The organism is Nonomuraea sp. NPDC052265, assembly GCF_044547985.1.
Classification (GTDB): domain Bacteria; phylum Actinomycetota; class Actinomycetes; order Streptosporangiales; family Streptosporangiaceae; genus Nonomuraea.
On sequence record NZ_JBIUBJ010000007.1, the window covers coordinates 142,821 to 163,991 of the forward strand.

The following is a 21,171-nucleotide window of genomic DNA, read 5'->3' on the forward strand; positions in this document are numbered from 1 at the left end:
TTCCTCACCCGTGTCACCGTTTCCACCGACAACCCTCACCTTTGTAGCCGACCACGGGACTCCGCATCACCAGTTTCCCTCTTTAGCAACCCAGAGGTGACGCGCGTCTTCCCCGGCCGTCCACCGCCCGTGCCTCGCCGTTCACCCGCCGCGGCACACCCGGTGAGGGGCGGAACCGTCGGTCGGGCGGAATAGACTCACCGGCGTGGCTGGCCGGATCCGTGATGTCGACATCGCGCTCGTACGTGAGCGTTCACCCATCGCCGACGTGATCGGCGAGCACATCCAGTTGCGCAACGCCGGAGGGGGCAACCTCAAGGGCCTGTGCCCCTTCCACGACGAGAAGAGCCCGTCCTTCAACGTCACCCCCGAGCGCGGAATGTACTTCTGTTTCGGTTGCGGGGAAGGCGGCGACGTGATCACGTTCGTCGAGAAGATCGAGCACCTGCCGTTCGGTGAGGCGGTCGAGCGGCTGGCCCAGCGGGCCGGCATCCAGCTCCAGTACGAGCAGGGCGGCTACGTCCCCAAGCGCGACCACGGTGAGCGGGCCCGGCTGATCGAGGCCCACCGGGTGGCCGCCGAGTTCTACGCCGAGAAGTTGTTCGGGCCCGACGCGGCCCCGGGGCGCCGGTTCCTGTCCGAGCGCGGGTTCGAGCGCGCCGACGCCGAGACGTTCGGCGTCGGCTACGCGCCGGCCGAGTGGGAGGCGCTGGCGCGCCATCTGATGGGGCGTGGGTTCTCCGCCGACGAGCTGGTCAAGGGCGGCCTGGCCAAGGAGGGCAGGCGCGGGCCGATCGACCGGTTCAGGGGGCGGCTGATCTGGCCGATCAGGGACGCCACGGGTGACGTGATCGGTTTCGGCGCCCGCAAGTTGCTCGATTCCGACGATGGTCCGAAATATCTGAATACGCCTGACTCGCCGCTTTACAAGAAGAGCCAGGTCCTTTATGGCATTGATCTCGCCAAACGAGAGATCAGCAAGCGCGCCCAGGCGGTGATCGTCGAGGGATACACCGACGTGATGGCCTGCCATCTGGCCGGAGTGCCGACCGCGGTGGCCACCTGCGGCACGTCGTTCGGCGAGGAGCACATCAAGATCCTGCGCCGGTTCCTGCTCGACCAGGCCGAGTTCCGCGGCGAGGTCATCTTCACCTTCGACGGCGACGCGGCCGGCCAGAAGGCGGCGCTGCGGGCCTTCGCCGACGAGCAGAAGTTCGTCACGCAGACCTACGTCGCGGTGCAGAGCGACGGGCTCGACCCGTGCGACCTGCGGATCAAGCAGGGCGACGCGGCGGTGCGCGACCTGATCGCGAGCCGCGAGCCGCTGTTCCAGTTCGCCATCAGGAGCACCATCTCCCGCTACGACCTGCGCAGCAACGAGGGCAAGATCGCCGCCCTCGACGCGGCGGCGCCCATCGTGGCCGGGATCAAGGACGTCGGCCTGCGCAAGCGCTACGCCATCGACCTCGACCGCTGGCTCGGGTTCATGGACGAGCGCTTCGTCATGCAGCGCATCGGCGAGGTCGCCAACACCCAGCAGGGCCGCCCCCGGCGCGCCCCCAAGGCGGCCCCCGTCGATCCGGGCGTGCGGGTGGAGGGCGAGCTGCTCAAGCTGGCCGTCCAGCGGCCCGCGCTGCTCGGGCCGCGCTTCGACGCCCTCGACCCGCAGGCGTTCACCGCGCCCGACCACGTCACGCTGCACAAGGTCATCGAGGCCGCCGGAGGCGCCGGCTCGGCCGGTCACGGCGGCCGTGAGTGGGTCGACCGGCTGCTGGAGAACGCCCACGACGAGGGCTCCAGGGGGCTCGTGACGAGGTTCGCGGTGGAGCCCATCCAGGCCGACGCGCACGCCGAGGAGCGTTACGCGGGGGCCATGCTGGCGGCCATCGAGGCGATCGCGGTCGACCGGGCCATCGCCCAGGTCAAGTCCCGCATGCAGCGCCTCAACCCGGTGGAGGAGCAGCAGGAGTACAACAAGCTGTTCGGCGAGCTGGTGGCGCTGGAGCAGCAGCGCCGGGTGCTGCGCGACCGCGCCGCGGGAAGCTGAGCGCCGGGGCTTTTGATAACAGTTCGGCAGCGGGGGCCGGCGGTGAACCAGGGTGGTTCATGGGGGAATGGCGGCCGGTCCGCGCTGCCGTGATGGGGTATCCGGGACATCTGCGGGCAGCAAAAAAGATACGTCCGGCCGGCGGGCGTCGCCGGACGTGGGATTCCGGACCGCGTAATTGACTTTTCTTTCCTGATCAAACTCGGGCCAAACCTTTACTCGATCTCAATTCGGTAATGCTGATCGTCTTACCTTCCGCAACAAAAATGGGTCTGCCATTTGATGGAACCAATACTGCAGACTGTCTCCCGTGGGTGCATCGGTGCTGCCAAGCGGGCCGCCATCGGTAGATCAGGTGGCGGACCTCGTCGCGAAGGGAAGGGAGCGCGGAAGCGTAACCGTCGATGACGTCGCCGCCGCGCTTGACCGATCCGAGCTGCCGTCCGACGCGCTGGAACGCGTCGTGCGGATGCTCGCAGAGAACGGCGTGGAGGTCCTTGAGCCCCAGGGCGACGAGGAGTCCACCCGCGCCGATGAGGAGGACGTAGGCAAGCGGGCGCCGACCAGCGATCTCGTCCGTATCTATCTGCGGGAGATCGGCCGCGTCCCCCTGCTGACCGCCGAGGAGGAGGTGGAGCTCGCCAAGTCGATCGAAGCCGGCCTGTTCGCCGAGGACAAGCTGGCCAACGGGGTCTCGCGTCTGGCCTTCCCCGAGTTCAGGGAGCTCGTCTGGCAGGGCACCAGGGCCAAACAGCGGCTCATCGAGGCCAACCTCAGGCTCGTGGTGTCGATCGCCAAGCGCTACGTGGGCCGCGGCATGCTCTTCCTCGACCTGATCCAGGAAGGCAACCTCGGGCTCATCCGGGCGGTCGAGAAATTCGACTACACGAAGGGGTACAAGTTCTCCACCTACGCCACCTGGTGGATCAGACAGGCGATCACCCGGGCGATCGCCGACCAGGCGCGCACCATCCGCATTCCGGTGCACATGGTGGAGACCATCAACAAGCTCGTCAGAGTGCAGCGTCAGCTCCACCAGGATCTCGGCCGCGAGCCCATCCCCGAGGAGATCGCCAAGGAGATGGACCTCCCGGTCGACCGCGTGGTGGAGATCCAGCGCATCGCCCAGGAGCCGGTGTCCCTGCAGTCGCCGATCGGCGAGGAGGACTCCGACCTCGGTGACTTCATCGAGGACGCCGACGCCGTCGTGCCCATGGAGGCCGCCGCCTTCATCATGCTGCAGGACCAGCTCGACGACATCCTGGCCACGCTGTCCGACCGCGAGCAGCGCATCATCCAGCTCCGCTTCGGCCTGGCCGACGGGCATCCGCGCACGCTGGAGGAGGTGGGCAGGGAGTTCGGCGTGACGCGGGAGCGCATCCGGCAGATCGAGTCGAAGACCCTGGCCAAGCTCCGCCACCCGACGCGCGCGCAGATGCTCAAGGACTACCTGGACTGACCCTTCGACCCCGCGACGGGCCCGGCGAGCGTGCCGGGCCCGTCCGCATGCCGGGCGCCGGTCTCAGGAGCAGCCCTCGAACTGCGGTACGGCGATGTTGGCCAGGTTCAGGCCCGCCTTGCCGAACCACTTGTGCAGCAGCTTGCTCGCGGTCCCGTCCTGGTACATGTCGGTGATCGCCCGGTTCACCGCCTCGCAGCCCGGCACGTCGTCCTTGTGCAGGCCCACCCCGGTGCGCTGCTCGTTGAACTGCGCGTTGGCCAGCCGCAGCCCCGAGCCGTCCTGGTTGGCCAGGCCGGCCAGGATCACGTCGTTGGTGGTCACCGCGTCCACCTGCCTGCTCTTCAAAGCGTTCAGGCACGTCGCGTAGTCCTTGAACGGCACCAGCTTGGCCGCCACGCTGCGTTCCTCCACGACCCGCTCGGCCGCGTTCGAGCCCTCCACCGCGCAGATCCGGCGGCCCTTCAGCTCCCGCACGTTGCGGACCGTGTCGTCCGGCCGCGTCAGGATGTCCTGGTAGGAGATGTGGTACGGCCCCGCGAACAGCACCTTCGCCTTACGGTCCATGCTGATCGTGTACGTCGCCAGCACCATGTCGGCCCGCCCCTGGAGCAGCACCTTCTCGCGGTCGCCCGCCAGCACGGGGATCAGCTTGAAGTCCTTGCCCAGCCGCTTGGCCACATAGCGGGCGACGTCGACGTCGAAGCCCTCGAAGCTGCCGTCCGGCTTGCGGAAGCCCACCGACGGCAGGTCGGGACGGACCGCGATGACGAGGGAGTCCTTGTCGAGGATCGACTCCCGGCCGCCGGTACCGCAGGCCGCGGTGGCCACCGCGGTCAGGGCCAGCGCCGCTACCAGTGCCCGCTTCAACGGTACTCCTTGAGTCTCGGCCACACCCCGGCGATCATCAGCAGCCCGATCCCGGCGATCGCGAACGGCAGGAGCCGCCACAGGTTGTCCAGCGCGTTCTCGCCGGCGTCGATGGCCCGGTCGAAGGTGCGCTCGTGCCGGTCGGCCAGCGCCACCAGGGACCGGTCGTAGGCGTCGAACGCGGCGGTGACCGGCCCGAGCTTGGCGGTCACGGCCTCGGCCGTCCTGCCGGCCAGCGCCAGCTCCCGGAAGGAGGTGTCGGCCTGCTGGAAGGCCCGGTAGGCGTCCAGCACGCGCCCGCCCTCCACACCGGTGAGCTCGGGCCCCAGCATGCCCAGGGCGCCCTTGGAGTCGCCGGCCACCTTCGCGTGGTACTGGGTCAGGTTGCCCGACTCGAAGTAGACGACCGACTGCGACTTGTCCAGGAACGTGTGCTCGTAGGTGTCGGCGCGGTCCTTGTCCAGCAGGTAACGGCTCTGGTCGCCCTGCATGCTGTTGCTGATCGCGCGGGCCTTGGCCAGCGTCAGCACCGAGTCGAAGCCCTGTGCCTTGGCGGTGCGCAGGTCGTCCTGGTCCTGGCCGAGCACGTTCGCGCCGAGGATCAGCGAGACCGCCGTGGCCAGCGTGGCGGCCAGCAGCGCCGGGCCGAACACCCGGCGGAAGCGCCGGGCCAGGAAGATCTGGAGCCAGATCAGGCAGCCCAGCGCGAGCAGTCCGGCCAGCAGCACCGCGGTCCGCAGCAGCGGGACCAGGGCGTTCTTCTCGTCGTAGGTGCGGCGGACGATCGTGCCGCTCTCCAGGGTCAGGTTGTAGGCCTGCGGCAGCAGCACCAGCCGCATCAGGTCGGTGGCCTGCCGGTAGGTGCCCACCACGTTGTCCGGCGGCGCGCCGGGCGCGTGCCCGGCCTGCTCGTTCAGCAGGAGCGCCTGCCCGGCGAGCCGTTCGTAGCGGCCGAGACCGTCGAGCACCGACTGCACGGTCCGCCGCTCGGCCGCGTTGTCGCCGGCCAGCTCGAACGCCTTCAGCAGCGCCTGGTTGGCCTCCGAACGCCGCCGCTCGTACCGGTCGACGGCGTCGCGGCGCTGCCGGCCGTACTGGTCGCCCATGACCAGCGCGTTGGCGACCTGGGCGTCCATGTCGCTGAGCGCCAGGTAGAGCCCGGCGGTGGCGACGACCTGCGGTCCGGCGTCGCGGCCGATGACCCGCAGTCCGTCGCCAGCGGTCAGGCTGCCGACCCCGAGCGCCGCGAACAGCAGCGCCAGCGCCGCCACGGTCACGCCGGAGATGACGCGGATCCGGCCGGGCACGCTGTGGCGGGGCGGGGGAGCGGCCCCCGTCTGCACGAGGGGGCCGTGGTTCTGCACCAGGGTCACGGCGTCCCCTCCCTGATGGTGATGACGGTCCAGGCGCCCAGGTGGATCCGGTCGCCAGGACCGACCCTGACGGGCGTGTTGATCTCGACCGTCCTGCCGTTGACCTGGGTGCCGTTGGCCGAGCCCGGATCCACCAGCGTCCACGTGCCGTCGGGCTGGGCCAGCAGCACGGCGTGCAGGTGCGACACGCCAGGGTCCTCGGGCGGGCCGGTCAGGTCGATCTCCGGGGCCAGGTTCTTGGCCTTGCTGCGCCGTCCGATGCGCACCTGCTCGCCGACCAGCCCGAACGAGCGCTCGGGACAGTACGGCGGGAAGGCCATGCGCGCCGCGTCGGGCCCGCCCTCGGCGATCACCTTCTCGTAGTAGCCGCGGTCGGCGGCCGTGACGGCCTCCCACCGCGCCCCCCGCACGGGGATCGGGACGCCGCCCCCGCCGCCGGTGAAGTCGTGGCCGCACACCTCGCAGAACTGCCCGGCGCGCGGCGTCTGGCAGATCGGGCAGGCGTCGTCACCTCCGCCGCCGGCGTCCGCCGCCGGCTGGGGCCGGGACGCGGCGGCGGGCCCGCCCATCTGCGCGCCGCAGACGTCGCAGTAGTCGTCGGAGCCGGAGGCGTGCCCCTGGGGACAGGTCGCCATCAGCCTTCGTCCTTACGCAGCCGGCTGGTGCGGACGGAACCGGTGTCCAGCTCGATCTCGTCGGCCTTGTCCACGTTCCTGCGCAGCCGTGCCGTGCCGGTGGCGGGATCGACCTCCACGACCTTCTCCAGCAGCCGGGCGGTGTCCTCGCGGCCCGACTCCGTGGCCAGCTCCCTGGCCTTGGCCAGGCGCGCGGTCGCGGTGTGCACGTCCCCGGCGGCGCGGGCGCTCAGGCCGTCCTGGATGAGTTCGTGCAGTTCGGCCTGGCCGGTGTAGTGGGCGACCTTCCGGTTGATCTGCGTGGACTGCGCCAGATCGTCGGTCCACTGGGCCAGCACGTTGCCGCTGGCCACGACGTCCTGGGTGTCGGGGCGTACCAGCTTGACCCAGCCCGCCCTGATCTCCTGGCCGATCTGGCCCGGCGGCACCTCCACGCACAGGTGGTACTCGCGTTCCTCCTGGCCCCACGAGCCGGTCGGGTAGTCGCCGGTCAGCGGGTTGACGTCGGTGCGCTTGCCGGTCAGGTCGAGCAGCGTGGGGGAGACCTGCTTGACGAACTTCAGCTTGGCCGTCTGCGGCACCCACACCCGCAGCGACAGGTCCGCCACGGTCTTGCTCATCGACGTCTGCGTCACCCGGCGGAAGAACTCGGCCAGATCACTCTGGTTCCGTACGAACTCGAACGAGCCGAGCATCGCCTCGGCGACCTTCCGCAGCTCGGCGGGCACCCAGTCGTCGCCCACGCCCAGGCTGTCGCAGACGAACTTGCCGCTCCAGCCCTGCAGCACGGCCCCGAACACCTCGGGACGCTCGTTGTTCTGCCCGTCGGTCATCAGCAGCGCGTGCCTGATCGCGTTCGGGTACGCGCTCAGCAGGTGCCCGGCCAGCTTCAGCCACTCGCCGATGGCCGTGCCGCCGTGCGCGAGCAGCCGGCTGATCGCCCGCTCGGCCTCGGCGCGGGTGGCCGGCGTGGCCCTGACCAGGTTGGCGTTGCCGCCGGGGTAGACGACCTTGGCCTTCTCGGTCCCGGCGATCACCGCGAAGTACACGCCGTCGCGCAGCGCGTGCACGGCCGCCGCCGCGGCCTGACGGGCCTCGCGGATCTTGCCGCCGCTCATCGAGCCGGAGGTGTCGACGATGATGACCTCGGCCGCCTCGGTGGGCGCGGCCTGGGCGAAGCCGCCGCCGGAGGAGGCCACGGTGAGGACCGCGTGCACCTCGCGGGCGTCGGTGGACAGGTACTTGTTCTGGTCGATGTTCAGCGTGAACGTGGGCTGGTCACCCATGCGTTTCTCCTAGGGGGATGAGAACGATCGTCACGTTGTCCTGGCCGCCGGAGGCCAGTGCGTGGCGCAGCATCTCGCGGGCCATGTCGAGAGGGGTTCCCGTCCGCGGGAACCGGTAGCCGTCCAGGTAGCGCCACAGGCCGTCGCTGCACACCAGCAGCAGGCCGGGCGCCCCCGGGGCGAGCGTGCGCACATGCAGCGACACCTCGCCGGAATCCGCGCCGAGCCACGCGGTGATCTCGCCGGTCGGGACCACGTCGTCCTCGGTCAGCAGCACGCCCTGCCCGGGGTCCTCGCCGGGCAGCCAGTACGCCCGCGTGTCGCCGGCCCAGCTCAGCGTGATCCCGCCGGGGCCGGCGACCGCGGCGACGTACGTGCAGGCGGGGGCGTCGTCCACGGAGGTCGCCAGCGCGGTCACGGCCTTGCCGGCCAGCTCGAACGCCTCCTGCGCGGACATGCCCCTGACCAGGGCGGCGCCCGCGGTCTCCACCGCCGCGGCCGAGGCCTGGTCGGCCCGCGGCGAGCTGCCGACGCCGTCGCACACGACCGTCACCACGGCGTCGCCGGTCGTCAGCAGCGCCACGGCGTCCTCGTTGCGGGCGCGTCGCAGCCCCCTGTCGGTCACGGCGGCGGCCCCGCCGTCGAGCACGGTCTCGGCGTGGTCCCGGCCGGTGGGCTGGCGGGCGCCGCAACGTTCGCAGTAGCCCTCCTGGTCCACCGCGGCCGCGCCGCAGGAGGTGCAGACCGGCGCGCCGAGGGCGTGCCCGCACCGCTCGCAGTAGACGTCCCCCTGGAGGACGGGGGAGGCGCACATCGGGCAGCTCTGGGCGCTCGGTACGGGTTCCATCACAGCCACGTCCTCGGTCGTACGGCGTTCGCCTCGTCGATGAGCGCGTGGCGTTCATGGCGGGAGCCGGCCGCCACCGCGAGCTTCCTGAAGATCGACTCCAGCCGCCTGCGCAGCCCCGGTCGGGTGAAGTCGGCCTCGGCCAGCTTCGTCCCGGGTGGTGCGGGGTTGTTCTCCAGCCAGGCCAGCGCGCAGCGCAGCAGCTCGGCGGTGAGCAGGTCGCGGCGGCGCGGGTCGAGGTCGACCAGGTTGGCCAGCCGTCCGGCGGCGCCGACCAGGTCGGGCGCGGACAGCGTGGTCAGGTCGGTCCGGCGGAACACCGAGGCGGCCAGCGCCACCTGCGCCGCGATCCGGTAGCTGGAGGTGGGCGGCACCTCGTCCAGCACGTCGATGCGGCCCGTCCTGGCCAGCCCGAACGCGGCGCTGACGTAGGAGTGGTCGGTCCGCCAGACGGCGTTGTACCAGTGGGTCGCCTGCCGGCCCGCGCACTCCAGCGCGAACGCCAGCGCCAGCTTGGGCGCGAGCTCGCCGGGCAGCGCCGACACGCACGCGTCGAACATCGTCACCGCGGTGTCCGCCTGGCGCGTGGCCAGCGCGAGCACCCCGCGGTACCAGGTCGTCCGCCAGTCGCCGGGGAGCTGCCGTTCCAGCTCGGACAGCGCCGCCGGCGTCTCGGCCGCGCCCGCCTCGGCCAGCAGCCTGGTCCGCATGAGCCGGGTCTCGGGCGTCGGCGGCATCGCCGAGAGCTGGTCGAACAGCTCCTTGCCGTCGAAGCCGAGCAGGCCCGCCAGCGCGCCCGCCGCCGGGTCGAGCGGATCGACGTGCGGCACCGGCAGCTCGACCGCGACCACGGCCGGGTCGAGCGGGCCGAACACCTCGTCGCGCGACTCCGACAGCGCCGTCCACACGGCCGAGCGCTCGGGCCCGAACAGGGTCGAGGGCGCGGGGAAGGGCACGCCCTCCTCGGCCGCGCTGATCTCCCGCAGCACCCCGACGAGCTGCTCCTCCATCTCCCAGGCGCTCTGGAACCTGTCGGCGGGGTTGGGCGCGGTGGCCTTGCGCAGCAGCCGGGCGAACGACTCGTGCCCGCAGTCCTGCGGCAGCGGACTGGCCACGCCGCCCTTGGCCGGGCTCCAGGACGGGATCGTCAGCACCGCCAGCGTCCTGGCCACGGTGTAGAGGTCGGAGGACACCGAGGAGGGCTGGGTGTCCAGCTCGGGCGCGTGGTAACCGACCGTCGCCCAGGACGTGCCGGGCGGGGAGCCGATCGGCTGGACGGCGCCCAGGTCGATCAGCCTGAGCCGCCTGCCGACCCTGATCACGTTGGCCGGCTTGAGGTCGCAGTAGACCAGGCCGTTCTCGTGCAGGTAGCCGAACGCGTGCAGGATCTCCCGGCCGTAGATCAGGGCCTCGCGCAGCGGCAGCGGGCCCTGGCGGCGCAGCTCGTGCAGGGACTGGCCGCCGACGTACTCCATGACGATGTAGCCGAGGCCGCCGGAGAGCTGGAAGTTGAGGATCTTGACGATGTTCGGGTGGTCGACCGTGGTGAGGAACTTGCGCTCGGCCTCGGCCGCCGCCAGCGCCTCGGCGTCGTTGGTGTTGAGCAGGCCCTTGAGGACGACCCAGCGGCCGTCCAGGTTCTCGTCGGCGGCCAGGTAGATCCAGCCGAGCCCGCCGTGGGCCAGGCAGCCGAGCACCCGGTACTGCCCGGCCACCATGTCGCCCTTGCCCAGCTTCGGGGTGAACGAGTACGACATGCGGCAGTGCGGGCAGAACCCCTCCGTCAGCCCCGGACGGCCCTGCCGGGACCGGCCCACCGGCTCCCCGCAGGCCGGGTTGGCGCAGAACCGCTTCTCCTCCGGCACCTGCGGATCGGCCATCACGGCCGTCGCCGGATCCCGGTACGGCACGGACGGCAGGTCCGCGATGCCGCCCAGCACCCCGGCCCGCGACCTGCCGCTGCTGCTCACCGGCGAGGTCAGCGACCGGCTCACCGGCTGGGTGTTCACCGGTCCGGAGAGCGGTCCCGAGGCCGGCCCCGACATCTGCTGGGGGACGGACACCGGCGCCGGGGGCGGCGCGCTCGCCGCGTTGCCGCACAGGTCGCAGTAGCCGTCCTCGATGGTGCCGGTGCAGCCCGGCTGCGCGCAGCGGGTCATGGCTTACCTCCGTGTATCGCGCGCTGGTAGGTGTCGACCGCGGTGGCGGCCTCGGTCAGGTCGCAGGGAGCGGTCCACAACAGGGATCGTGCCCGCTCGAAGCACGCGGTGGCGCCGGGATCCTCGGCCATGCCCTTGCGCACCGCCATGGCCTGGCAGGCGCCGAGCCGGCCGCGTAACTCGTCACGCCTGCCGACCAGCCCGTACAGGGCCTTGGCGGTGGCCTGGGCCCGGTCGGCCGCCTTGGCCGCCTCGCTCTCCACGTTCGCCAGCCGCCTGGCGCGTACCACCCAGGTGTCGGCGGAGGCGTCGAGCGCGTCCAGTTCGCCGGTCAGCTCCTCGACCCGGCTGCGCGGCCGGGCCTGCGGCGGCAGGGCGATCTTGACCACGACCGCGCCGTGGGCCAGCCTGGCCTCGCTCTCGGCCGCGCGTACCCGGTCGAGGGCCGCGACCAGGTCCTCGCGGCGCCTGGCGTACTCGCGCTTGACCACGATCGCCTGGTCGACCTCCGCGCGGGCCTCGGCCAGCGCGCGGGCGACCCCGCCCAGGTCGGGGCCGACGCCGGCGCCGAGCGGGTCGGCGAGCAGGGCCGCGCGCATCCGCCGCAGCTCAGACTCCTGCGCGTCCAGGTCGACGCGCTCGCCCAGCTCGCGTTCCAGGTCGCGGATCTCGCGCAGGGCGCGGTCGGCGTCGTCGATCCGGGGCAGGACGGCGTTCCAGACGGCGTCGATGTCGTTGAGCGCCGAGGTGACCTCGCGGAAGGCGCCGTCCATGCGGGCCACGGTCTCGTCGAGGGTCAGCCGCTCGTCGGCCTCGGGCAGCAGCGAGCGCTGCTCGACGGGCTTGGCCGCGGCCCGCAGCACCACGGACGGGCCCGACAGCAGCCGGGTGAGCTCGTCGAGCTGCTCCGCGCCCGGCTTCGCCCGCGCCGCTCTGACCTGCTCGGCGTCGCGCAGCACGGCCCGGTAGGCGTCGTTCAGCAGCCACAGCCGGGCCAGCGCGGCCTGTACGGCGGACCAGCGCTGCCGCGTCATCCCGTCCAGTGCCGCGCCCTTGAGCAGCTGGTAGGTGGTGTGGGATTCGAGATCGAGCAGGTCGCCGGAGATCCGGTCGCGTTCGTCGGCCCGAGCGCGCAGCGCGTACTCGGCGCCCTCCCTGCTCATGGGTGGTCCCAGACTCATCACGCTCCCCGTGAAGAGGGCCCCCGATGCCCCGTGGTTCTACCGGCTCAACGGGAAGCTTGACCGGTTGGTTCCTAAGGGTAGGGGTGACCCTGACTTGTCCCTGATTCAACCCTCGGTCACCTGCAAACGGCTTAAAGGATCTCCTACCGTGGAGACATGGCACGCATCCTTCTGATCATCGCCGCGATCATCGTCGCACTGCTTCTCGTCGGCCCGCTCGTGGGCTTCGTCTTCACGCTTCTCAAGTGGGCTCTCATCATCGGCGCCGTCGTCCTCGGTGTCACGTTCGTCTCGAAGTGGGCCCAGAGGCCGTAGCTTCCGCCCGCTTCCCAAGGCATAGTGAGTGAATGGAGGCGCGGCCGGCGGTTGACGATGCCGCGCTCGGGCGCGAGGCGCTGGCCGTGCTCGAGGCGAACTGGACGGGCAGCGGCACCGTGCCCGCGCCCGGCCTGTACCCGCACCAGTGGAGCTGGGACTCCGCCTTCGTCGTCATCGGCCTGGCCAGGCACCGCCCGGAGCGCGCCCGGGAGGAGCTGCTCAGCCTGCTGAGCGGCCAGTGGGCGACCGGCATGGTGCCCCACATCGTCTTCCACACGCGCGAGGCGTACTTCCCCGGGCCGTCCGTCTGGCGCTCGCAGGAGCACGAGTCCGCGCCCCGGGTCTGCACCTCCGGGCTCACCTCCCCGCCGCTGCAGGCGCTGGCGCTGCGGTGGCTCTACCGGTACACCGGCGACGTGGAGTTCGTCAGGCGGACCTTCCCGCTGCTCGTCGCCCAGCACGGCTACCTCGCCTCGGCCCGCGACCTCGGGGGCGCGGGGCTGGCGGCGATCGTCCACCCCTGGGAGTCGGGCATGGACGACAGCCCGGCCTGGGACCAGCCGCTCGCCGCGCTGCCCGCCATCGGTTACGGGTACCGCACCGTGGAGCTGGCGGACCGCCACCCCGACAGCGACCACGACCGCTACGTCTGGCTGGCCATGCGCTACCGTGACGCCGGCTACCGCGCCGAGTACCTGCGCGACGAGCATCCGTTCGCGGTCGAGGACCCGATGTTCAACGGCATCTGGCTCGCCTCCTGCCAGGCGCTGGCCGAGCTCGCGCCGGTGGCCGGCGCCGATCCCGCACCCCACGCAGAACAGGCCGAACGCATCAGGCAGGCCATGCTCGACCGGCTCTGGGACGGCTGCTTCTACCCCCGCGACCTGCGCTCCGGCCGGCTGATCAAGGTCTGCACGGTGGGCGCGTTCGGGCCGCTGCTCGATCCCGGCCTGCCCAGCGCCCACCTGCACGCCTGCGTCGAGATGCTGGAGTCGGCCCGGTTCATGGGCGCTACCGGCTACCCGGTGCCGAGCTGCGAGATCCGGGCCGCCCAGTTCGACCGCACCCGCTACTGGCGCGGGCCGTCCTGGGTGAACACCAACTGGTTGTTACGCCGGGCCGCCGCCGTCCACTCGCTCGACCAGCTCGGCCGGCAGCTCACCAACGGCACCCTGCGGCTCGTCCGGCAGGCCGGGTTCCGCGAGTGCTTCGATCCCTTCGACGGCAGCGGGCGCGGGTGCAGGGACTTCTCGTGGAGCGCGGCGCTCACCCTCGACCTGCTCGCCGATACCGTGGAGGTATGAGCATTTTTCGCCGCCTGCCCGCCGACGTGCGCCGATCGCTGGACATCCGGCCGGGGGAGCGGGTGCTGACGTTCACCGAGACGGGCGACGGTCACCTGGTGGCCACCAACCTGGCCCTGTTCCTGTCGGACGGGACGCGGGTGCCGTACGAGGAGGTCGACAAGGCGTCGTGGGACGACGAGGGCCTGCGGGTCGTCACCACCGGCGGCGAACGGCACTTCGAGCGGGTCGCCGAGCCGCGGATGGTGCCGGAGACCGTGCGCGAGCGGGTGAACTCCACCATCGTGGTCAACAAGCGCGTCAGCCTGCCGGGGCGCGGCGGCGTACGGCTGGTGGCCAGGCGGCCACCGGGCGGCGAGGTGCTGGGCTGGACCCTGGTCTTCGACGAGGGGCTCGATCCGGCGGACCCGGGGCTGCGCGCGCAGGCCGAACAGGCTCTGGAAGGCGTCCGGCGCAGCATGGGCGTGTGAGGGGTCACACGTCCATGCCGCGCCGGATCTCGGGGTGGCCTCAGTAGGGAATGCCGGTCTCGCGGGACTTCCGTTCCGCGAGATCCTCCTCCTCGGGCCAGCCGCTGCCGGACTTGTGATGGCCGTCGGAGCCGAGGAACGGGATCTTCTCCTGAAGCGTCCCGCCCACCTTCTCCCTGGCCGCTCCGGCCAGCTTCGACGCCTGCGCGCCGACCACACCCGCGGCCTCCTGGACCCTCGGGCTGTCGGCCACGCGCTGGGCCGCCCGCTTGATCTGTTCGTACCGCTCGCGGCCGGCCCGGCTGCCGAGCACGTAGCCGACTGCCAAACCGACCGCAAATGTCATCCGATAACGCATGTTGCACCTCCGCTGTCTCCCGGCCTACCCCAGTTGCGATGCGACACGCACTCCCGGAGTGCGCTAATCTATTCCTGCGCACGACGGAAGGGCCCAACAAGCCCGACCAGCAGGGCGAACGTTCGATCCCGCGTAGCTCAACGGCAGAGCAGCCGGCTGTTAACCGGCAGGTTATAGGTTCGAGTCCTATCGCGGGAGCCAGCAGAAGAGCCCCTTCCGGGTAACCGGGAGGGGCTTTTTCGTGTCCTGGGGCCGGGCATTCCTGAGGGTCACTGAGCGACGTACCGCCGTCGTCGGCACGGCCGCGCTGCTCGGGCATGGCGGGCATGGGCGGGCATGGCGGGGGCGGTCCTGGCCGGCGACGGCGGGGCCGGATGGAGCCCCACGCGCCATGGCCATGGGGGGCGGGAAGGGGCTTCAGGGGGGTTACGGGCGGGTGGTTGGGGGTTGTGGGGTTTTGGGTTTGGGGGACAAGAGGGGGGTTGGGGCGGAAGATGGGGGAGTCGGCCGGGTGTGGCCGGCAGCCGCGGGTAGTCGTGACGGTGGCGGGAAGAGGGCGCCGCCGGGCAGGACGTGCCGCCGACCCGGAATCGGTGGGGCGCTCCGGTGAGCGAAATGTGTTGGTTGCCGCGTGCGTACCTGGATCAGGTCCCTGCGTCCCTTCGATGTCCATGCCGTGCACGCGCTGTTCGAGCGCACCACGGACGTCCGCGAGGCGGAGCGCTTCATCAGGCTCTTCCACGCCGAGAACCCCTCCGCCGGCGGCCTGGCCGCCCGGCTGCGTGACGTCGCCAGAGACGTCGCCCGCCACGGCACGTACGCCCACACCTTCGAGGAGCTGGAGTTCGGCGCCCGGGTCGCCTGGCGCAACAGCGGCCGGTGCATCGGACGCCTGTACTGGCGCTCGCTGAAGGTGCGCGACCGGCGGGAGGTGGCGACCGCGGAGGGCGTGGCGGTGGAGTGCGTGGCGCACCTGCGGGAGGCGACGGGGGAGGGGCGCATCAGGCCCACCATCACCGTCTTCGCCCCGGACACCCCGGCCATGCCCGGCCCGCGGGTGCTCAACGACCAGCTCGTCCGCTACGCCGGGCACCGCCTGGACGGCGGCGGCGTCCTCGGCGACCCGCGCAACGCCGAGCTCACCGACGCGGCCAAGGAGCTCGGGTGGCGCGGCGGGCCGGGCCGGTTCGACGTGCTGCCGCTGATCGTGCGGGCCGGGCTCGGCGACCCGCTGCTGTGCAACCTGCCGGGCGACGCCGTGCTGGAGGTGCCGCTGCTGCATCCCGAGTACGCGTGGTTCGCGGAGCTGGGCCTGCGCTGGCACGCCGTGCCGGTCATCTCGGACATGTGCCTGGAGATCGGGGGCGTCTGCTACCCGTGCGCGCCGTTCAACGGCTGGTACATGGGGACCGAGATCGGGGCGCGCAACCTGGCCGACGCCGACCGGTACGACCTGCTCCCCGAAGTGGCCAAGCACCTCGGGCTGGACACCTCCACCGAGCGCTCGCTGTGGCGCGACCACGCGCTGGTGGAGCTCAACGTGGCGGTGCTGCACTCGTTCGAACGGGCGGGGGTGACGATCACCGACCACCACACCGAGTCCCGGCGCTTCCTGACCCACCTGGAACGCGAGGAACGCGCCGGACGCCGCTGCCCGGCCGACTGGTCGTGGATCGTGCCGCCGCTGTCGGGCGGCGCGACCCCGGTCTTCCACCGGTACTACGACACCTGCGAGCTGACCCCCGCGTACGTGCACCGCCACCCTGCCCGCTGATGCGCTTGCCAGTCCGGGCCAGAACATGGTTCGGTTAGCGCATGGCGGAACTCGTGCTCTCATCGTCGGACCGGGGCGTGCTCACGCTGACCTTCAACCGTCCCGACACGCTCAACGCCTGGACGGACGCCATGGGCCGGCGCTACTTCGACCTGCTGGCCGAGGCCGAGAAGGACCCCGACGTCCGGGCCGTCGTGGTGACCGGCGCGGGCAAGGGCTTCTGCGCCGGGGCCGACTTCAAGACGCTCGCCGCCATCCAGACCGGCTCGTACGACGAGACCCCCGACCCGCGGCCCAACACCTTCCCCACGACCATCGGCAAGCCGATCATCGCCGCGGTCAACGGGGCCTGCGCCGGGCTCGGCATGGTGCACGCGCTCGTCTGCGACCTGGTCTTCACGGCCGAGGAGGCCAAGTGGACGACGGCGTTCCCGCGCCGCGGCCTGGTCGCCGAGTACGGCCTGTCCTGGGTGCTGCCGCGGGTCATGGGCCAGCAGCGGGCCATGGACGTCCTGCTGTCGGGCCGGGTGTTCAGCGGGCGGGAGGCGTACGAGCTGGGCCTGGCCAACCGGGCGGTGCCGGGGGAGTCGCTGCTGGAGCAGGCCCAGGAGTACGCCAGGGAGCTGGCCGTGCACAGCTCGCCGGCGTCCATGGCGGTGATCAAGCGGCAGGTGTGGCACGACTGGGACACCACCCTGGAGGAGTCGGCCAGGAAGGCCGTCCACGAGATGGTGGCCTCCTTCGGGCGGCCCGACTTCGCCGAGGGCGTCGCCAGCTTCCTGGAGCGGCGCGCGCCGAACTTCCCGGCGCTGTGAAACCGCAGGCCGGAGGGCCTCCGGCCGGAACGCGCCGAGGTTAGACGGCGAGCCCGGCAGGGTAGGGCAAGGCGTGTCCGGGACGCGGGGGCGCCGGGGCACGGTGAGACAGGGGCACGGGGACACAGGGGGCACGTCGGCGACGTGTTCACGGTCACGCCGGAGCGTGGGGGCAGGTTCGGGGGGCGCGATGCAGGCTTTCGTCATGAAGGAGATCGGCCGGGTCGGCTTCATGGACAAACCCGTGCCGCGACCGGGCCCGCGCGACGCCGTCGTCCGCACCACCACCGCCCTCATCTGCACCTCCGACTCCCACACCGTCCAGGGCGGCATCGGGCCGCGTACGGACCTCACGCTCGGGCACGAGGCCGTCGGCGTGGTGCACGAGGTGGGCGGCGAGGTGCGGGAGTTCCGGCCGGGCGACCGCGTCCTGGTGGGGGCCATCACGCCCGACTGGGGCGATCTGTCCTGCCAGAACGGCCATCCGTCGCAGTCCGGCGGCCCGCTCGGCGGCTTCAAGTTCGCCAACTCCAAGGACGGCGTCTTCGCCGAGTTCTTCCACGTCAACGAGGCCGACGCCAACATGGCGAAGATCCCGGACGGCGTGCCTGACGACAGGGCCGTCTACTGCGCCGACATGCTCTCGACCGGGTTCATGGGCGCCGAGAACGGCGACATCCCCATGGGCGGGACGGTCGCCGTGCTGGCCCAGGGCCCGGTCGGCCTCATGGCCACCGCCGGTGCCCGGCTGCGCGGCGCCGGCCTGGTCATCGGGGTCGAATCGGTGCCCCGCCGCAAGCGGCTCGCCCGCGACTACGGCGCCGACGAGATCGTCGACTTCACCACCGAGGACGTCGTCGAGCGCGTCCTCGGCCTGACCGGGGGGCAGGGCGTGGACACCGCCATCGAGGCGCTCGGCGCGGACGCCACCTTCCAGACCGCGATCAAGATCACCAAGCCGGGCGGGACGGTGTCCAACACCGGCTACTACGGCCAGGGCGAGTTCGTCCGCATCCCGCGCGTCGAGTGGGGCGTCGGCATGGCCGAGAAGAAGATCACGACCGGCCTGTGCCCGGGCGGGCGGCTGCGCATGGAACGCCTGCTGCGCGTCCTGGAGGGCGACCGGCTCGATCCCACGCCCCTGACCACGCACACGTTCGGTTTCGAGGAGATGGAACGCGCCTTCGAGGTCTCGGACAAGAAGCTCGACGACGTGGTGAAGGTGATGATCACCTTCCAGTGACGGCAAGCGGCGACGTTCGCCGGCCAGGAGCGTCCCCCTCTCCGCAAGGCGCGCGTCGGCACGGAGGAGAACGCCAGCCATGCTCGATCTCGATCCACCCTTCCGCCCGGTGCGCCGCCGGGAGGGCTACCTGGCGCTGGAGGACCTGGGGCTCATCGGCGACGGCACGACGGCGGCGCTGGTCGGCCTCGACGGCTCGATCCCATGGTTGTGCCTGCCCGACTTCGACAGCGATCCCCTGCTGTGCGGCCTGCTGGACCACGAGCGCGGCGGCCACTTCACGCTGACGGCCGACGACCTGCGCGAGGCCAGGCAGTTCTACGAGCCGGACACCGCCGTGCTGGTCACCGAGCTGCGCGGGCCGTCCGGTGTGGTCCGGATCACCGACGCGCTGGTCCTGCGCGCCGGCGCCGACCTCAGCGACGACGCGGGCGGCGGCAGGGGCGAGCTGGTCCGGTCCGCCGTCGTCCTGGCGGGGGACGTGCGCCTGCGGGCGGAGCTGGAGCCGCGCGGCGGCGGGCAGGTCCGGGTGCTCGGCAGCGGCCTGGAGGTGCGCGCGTCCCGGCGGCCCGACCTGCGGCTGCATCTGCGGTCCGACCGGCCGCTGACCGGGCTGCGCGCCGTGCACGACCTGCACGAGGGCGACCGCCTCGACCTGGTGCTGTCGTGGGGACGCATCCACCGCCACCACCGGTTCGACCCCGAGGCGATGTTGCGGCAGACCGCCGACGCCTGGCGGCGCTGGATGGGCGCGTGCAGTTACCGGGGCCCGCAGGAGGCGCTGGTCCGGCGTTCGGTGATCACGTTGAAGCTGTGCGACGACTGGGTCAACGGCTCGCTGGTGGCGGCGCCGACGTCCTCGCTGCCCGCGCCCGTCGGCGGGGTGCGCAACTGGGACTACCGCTACACGTGGATCCGCGACGCCGCCTACGCCGTCTTCGCGCTGCGCCGCGTCGGCTTCGAGGAGGAGGCCGACGGGTTCCTCGGCTGGGTCCTCGACGCCTTCGAGCAGAGCGGCGATCCACGGATCATGTACACGTTGCGCGGCGAACCCGTACCGGAGGAGGTCGTGGACGCCGGCCTGGAGGGCTACCGGCGCTCGGCGCCGGTGCGGTGGGGCAACGGCGCGGCCGACCAGCGCCAGCACGACGTCTACGGCGAGGTGCTGGACTGCGCCGACCAGTGGCTGCTGCCCGGCCGCGACCTCCAGCCCGCGCTGTGGTCGGGGCTGTCGGAGCTGGCCGAGGCCGCCGCGCGCACCTGGCGGCAGCCCGACCAGGGCATCTGGGAGGTACGCAGCCAGGGCCGGGTCTTCACCTACTCGGCCGGCATGTGCCAGGTGGCGCTCGACCGGGCCGCGGCCATCGGCGAGCGGCTGGGCCTGGCCGGTCCGATCGCCGGGTGGCGGTCCACCGCCGAGGAGCTGCGCCGGCTCATCCTGGAGCAGGCGTGGAACGAGGAGGCGCAGTGCCTGGGCGAGCACCTCGACGGCGGCGGCGGCCTGGACGCCAGCCTGCTCGCGCTGCCGCTGCGCAAGGTCGTGCCGGCCAACGATCCGCGGATGGCGGCGACCACCGCGGCCGTCGCCGAACGCCTGTCCGCCGGCGACGGCCTGCTCCACCGGTACCTGCACGAGCGGTCGCCGGACGGCCTGCCCGGCGACGAGGGCGCCTTCCTGCTGTGCAGCTTCTGGCTGGTGGACAACCTCGTCCTCCAGGGCCACCGGGCCCGCGCCGAGGAGCTGTACGCCTCCCTGTGCGCCCGCGCCAGCCCGCTCGGCCTGCTCCCGGAGCAGATCGACCCGGCCACGGGCGCGTTCGCGGGCAACTTCCCGCAGGCGTTCAGCCACATCGGGGTGATCGCCAGCGGGGTCAACCTGGCACGGGCGGGAGCGGCCCGCACGCCCTGACCGGCTCAGGCGAGGCGGTGGGCGCCCTTGGCCGCGGTGGCCGACAGGAAGCGCGGCGCCTGGAAGCCGCGCTCGGCGTAGGCGGCCGAGACCGACTCGCGCACGTCGTCCAGGCGGTCGTCGGGGACCAGGGCGATGGCCGAGCCGCCGAAGCCGCCGCCCGTCATCCTGGCGCCGCGGGCCCCGCCGCGGAAGGCGGCCTCGACGGCCACGTCGAGCTCGGGCGAGGAGACCTCGTACTGGTCGCGCAGCGACAGGTGGGAGGCGTTGAGCAGGGCGCCGATCTCGGTGACCTTGCCCGCGCGCAGCAGGCCGATCAGGGCCTCGACGCGGTGGTTCTCGGTGACGACGTGCATGACGCGCCTGCGCTCGGCCCCCTGGAGCAGGTCGAGGGCCGCGGCCAGGTCGGTGACGTCGCGCAGGGACGCCACGCCCAGCTTGCGGGCGGCGGACTCGCACTCGGCGCGGCGCTTGGCGTACTCGCCGCCGGCGTGCTCGTGGTGGACCTGGGTGTCGATGATGAGGATGCTCAGGCCCTCGGCGGCCAGGTCGAGGGGGATGTTCCTGGAGCCGAGCGAGCGGCAGTCGAGGAACAGCGCGTGGCCCTCCTGGCACAGCGCCGAGGCGGCCTGGTCCATGATGCCGCACGGCATGCCGACGAAGTCGTTCTCGGCCCGCTGGCTGAGCAGGGCGATCTCCATCGGCGTCAGGCCCAGCCCGTGGACGTCGTTCAGCGCGGAGGCGACGGCCACCTCCAGCGCGGCGCTGGAGCTGAGCCCGGCGCCCTGGGGCACGTCGCCGTCGATCGCGATGTCGGCGCCCGCGACCCGGTCGCCGAGCATGGCCGGCACGCCCACGGCGTAGCGGGCCCAGCCGGTCGCCTCCTCCCTGGCCGACAGCTCGATCGGGCCGCCGGAGGACTGGAGGGACAGCAGGCGGATGGTCTGGTCGGCACGCGGGGTGACGGCGGCGCTCACGCCCCACGGCACCGCGAAGGGCAGGACGAAACCGTCGTTGTAGTCGGTGTGCTCGCCGATCAGGTTGACCCTGCCGGGCGCGCGCCAGACCGTGCGGGGATCGGCACCGAAGGCGGCACGAAAAGCTTCAGCAACGCGCATAA

18 protein-coding genes and 1 tRNA gene are annotated in these 21,171 nt (G+C 72.0%); 10 read left to right on the forward strand and 9 right to left on the reverse strand.

Annotated elements, in window-relative coordinates:
- Positions 1 to 205: 205 nt before the first annotated feature.
- Both dnaG and rpoD read left to right on the forward strand, forming a co-directional pair.
- The gene (dnaG, locus tag ACIHAD_RS22555; RefSeq protein WP_397356526.1) at positions 206 to 2,047 is read left to right on the forward strand and encodes a DNA primase; all 1,842 of its coding nucleotides are present in this window, start codon (positions 206 to 208) and stop codon (positions 2,045 to 2,047) included.
- A gap of 355 nt (positions 2,048 to 2,402) precedes the next feature.
- Positions 2,403 to 3,506 carry an RNA polymerase sigma factor RpoD gene (gene rpoD / locus ACIHAD_RS22560; protein ID WP_360687763.1) on the forward strand — a complete coding sequence of 368 codons (1,104 nt, stop codon included), beginning with the start codon at positions 2,403 to 2,405 and terminating at the stop codon, positions 3,504 to 3,506.
- Positions 3,507 to 3,569: 63 nt separating this feature from the next.
- Here the strand turns inward: rpoD and ACIHAD_RS22565 are convergent, their stop codons facing one another.
- The 7 genes from ACIHAD_RS22565 to ACIHAD_RS22595 are packed head-to-tail and all read right to left on the reverse strand — an operon-like array spanning position 3,570 to position 11,839.
- On the reverse strand, positions 3,570 to 4,376 hold the full coding sequence (locus ACIHAD_RS22565; protein ID WP_397356527.1) for a transporter substrate-binding domain-containing protein: 807 nt from the start codon (positions 4,374 to 4,376) through the stop codon (positions 3,570 to 3,572).
- Positions 4,373 to 5,749 (reverse strand): hypothetical protein, encoded by a 1,377-nt coding sequence (locus tag ACIHAD_RS22570; protein ID WP_397356528.1) that lies wholly within the window; start codon positions 5,747 to 5,749, stop codon positions 4,373 to 4,375. Before ACIHAD_RS22570 ends, ACIHAD_RS22565 begins: the two co-directional genes overlap by 4 nt.
- On the reverse strand, positions 5,746 to 6,384 hold the full coding sequence (locus ACIHAD_RS22575) for an FHA domain-containing protein (RefSeq protein WP_397356530.1): 639 nt from the start codon (positions 6,382 to 6,384) through the stop codon (positions 5,746 to 5,748). The genes ACIHAD_RS22570 and ACIHAD_RS22575 overlap by 4 nt, the downstream gene beginning before the upstream one ends.
- Complete coding sequence (locus tag ACIHAD_RS22580) at positions 6,384 to 7,670, reverse strand: VWA domain-containing protein (protein WP_397356531.1); 1,287 nt, start codon at positions 7,668 to 7,670, stop codon at positions 6,384 to 6,386. Before ACIHAD_RS22580 ends, ACIHAD_RS22575 begins: the two co-directional genes overlap by 1 nt.
- On the reverse strand, positions 7,663 to 8,517 hold the full coding sequence (locus ACIHAD_RS22585; protein WP_397356532.1) for a PP2C family serine/threonine-protein phosphatase: 855 nt from the start codon (positions 8,515 to 8,517) through the stop codon (positions 7,663 to 7,665). Before ACIHAD_RS22585 ends, ACIHAD_RS22580 begins: the two co-directional genes overlap by 8 nt.
- Positions 8,517 to 10,676, reverse strand: a complete 2,160-nt coding sequence (locus ACIHAD_RS22590) for a tetratricopeptide repeat protein (protein ID WP_397356533.1) — start codon at positions 10,674 to 10,676, stop codon at positions 8,517 to 8,519. The genes ACIHAD_RS22585 and ACIHAD_RS22590 overlap by 1 nt, the downstream gene beginning before the upstream one ends.
- The gene (locus tag ACIHAD_RS22595; RefSeq protein WP_397356535.1) at positions 10,673 to 11,839 is read right to left on the reverse strand and encodes a hypothetical protein; all 1,167 of its coding nucleotides are present in this window, start codon (positions 11,837 to 11,839) and stop codon (positions 10,673 to 10,675) included. Before ACIHAD_RS22595 ends, ACIHAD_RS22590 begins: the two co-directional genes overlap by 4 nt.
- Before the next feature lie 177 nt (positions 11,840 to 12,016).
- On the opposite strand from ACIHAD_RS22595, the gene ACIHAD_RS22600 reads away from it, so the two are divergent.
- Genes ACIHAD_RS22600 through ACIHAD_RS22610 form a run of 3 tightly spaced genes read left to right on the forward strand, consistent with a single transcriptional unit; the run spans position 12,017 to position 13,952 of the window.
- Positions 12,017 to 12,175: a hypothetical protein gene (locus ACIHAD_RS22600; RefSeq protein ID WP_397042675.1), complete on the forward strand. Its 159-nt coding sequence runs from the start codon at positions 12,017 to 12,019 to the stop codon at positions 12,173 to 12,175.
- Between the two features lie 32 nt (positions 12,176 to 12,207).
- Positions 12,208 to 13,482 (forward strand): amylo-alpha-1,6-glucosidase, encoded by a 1,275-nt coding sequence (locus ACIHAD_RS22605; protein WP_397356536.1) that lies wholly within the window; start codon positions 12,208 to 12,210, stop codon positions 13,480 to 13,482.
- A complete protein-coding gene (locus ACIHAD_RS22610; RefSeq protein WP_397356537.1) occupies positions 13,479 to 13,952 on the forward strand; it encodes a hypothetical protein in 474 nt (157 codons plus the stop codon). Before ACIHAD_RS22605 ends, ACIHAD_RS22610 begins: the two co-directional genes overlap by 4 nt.
- Positions 13,953 to 13,992: 40 nt before the next feature.
- Here ACIHAD_RS22610 and ACIHAD_RS22615 read toward each other — a convergent pair whose 3' ends face one another.
- Positions 13,993 to 14,310, reverse strand: coding sequence for a YtxH domain-containing protein (locus tag ACIHAD_RS22615; RefSeq protein WP_397356538.1), 318 nt, complete (start codon positions 14,308 to 14,310; stop codon positions 13,993 to 13,995).
- 126 nt (positions 14,311 to 14,436) lie between these two features.
- Between ACIHAD_RS22615 and ACIHAD_RS22620 the strand changes: the two genes are divergently transcribed.
- From ACIHAD_RS22620 to ACIHAD_RS22640, 5 genes are all read left to right on the forward strand, one after another.
- Positions 14,437 to 14,511, forward strand: a tRNA-Asn gene (locus ACIHAD_RS22620).
- A 430-nt stretch (positions 14,512 to 14,941) separates the two neighbouring features.
- Positions 14,942 to 16,084 (forward strand): nitric oxide synthase oxygenase, encoded by a 1,143-nt coding sequence (locus tag ACIHAD_RS22625; RefSeq protein WP_397356539.1) that lies wholly within the window; start codon positions 14,942 to 14,944, stop codon positions 16,082 to 16,084.
- Between the two features lie 41 nt (positions 16,085 to 16,125).
- The gene (locus ACIHAD_RS22630) at positions 16,126 to 16,899 is read left to right on the forward strand and encodes an enoyl-CoA hydratase-related protein (RefSeq protein WP_397356540.1); all 774 of its coding nucleotides are present in this window, start codon (positions 16,126 to 16,128) and stop codon (positions 16,897 to 16,899) included.
- A gap of 205 nt (positions 16,900 to 17,104) precedes the next feature.
- On the forward strand, positions 17,105 to 18,142 hold the full coding sequence (locus ACIHAD_RS22635; protein ID WP_397356541.1) for an NAD(P)-dependent alcohol dehydrogenase: 1,038 nt from the start codon (positions 17,105 to 17,107) through the stop codon (positions 18,140 to 18,142).
- A gap of 79 nt (positions 18,143 to 18,221) precedes the next feature.
- Complete coding sequence (locus tag ACIHAD_RS22640; protein ID WP_397356542.1) at positions 18,222 to 20,051, forward strand: glycoside hydrolase family 15 protein; 1,830 nt, start codon at positions 18,222 to 18,224, stop codon at positions 20,049 to 20,051.
- Positions 20,052 to 20,056: 5 nt separating this feature from the next.
- Here ACIHAD_RS22640 and galK read toward each other — a convergent pair whose 3' ends face one another.
- Positions 20,057 to 21,169, reverse strand: coding sequence for a galactokinase (galK, locus tag ACIHAD_RS22645; protein WP_397356543.1), 1,113 nt, complete (start codon positions 21,167 to 21,169; stop codon positions 20,057 to 20,059).
- Positions 21,170 to 21,171: the final 2 nt, after the last annotated feature.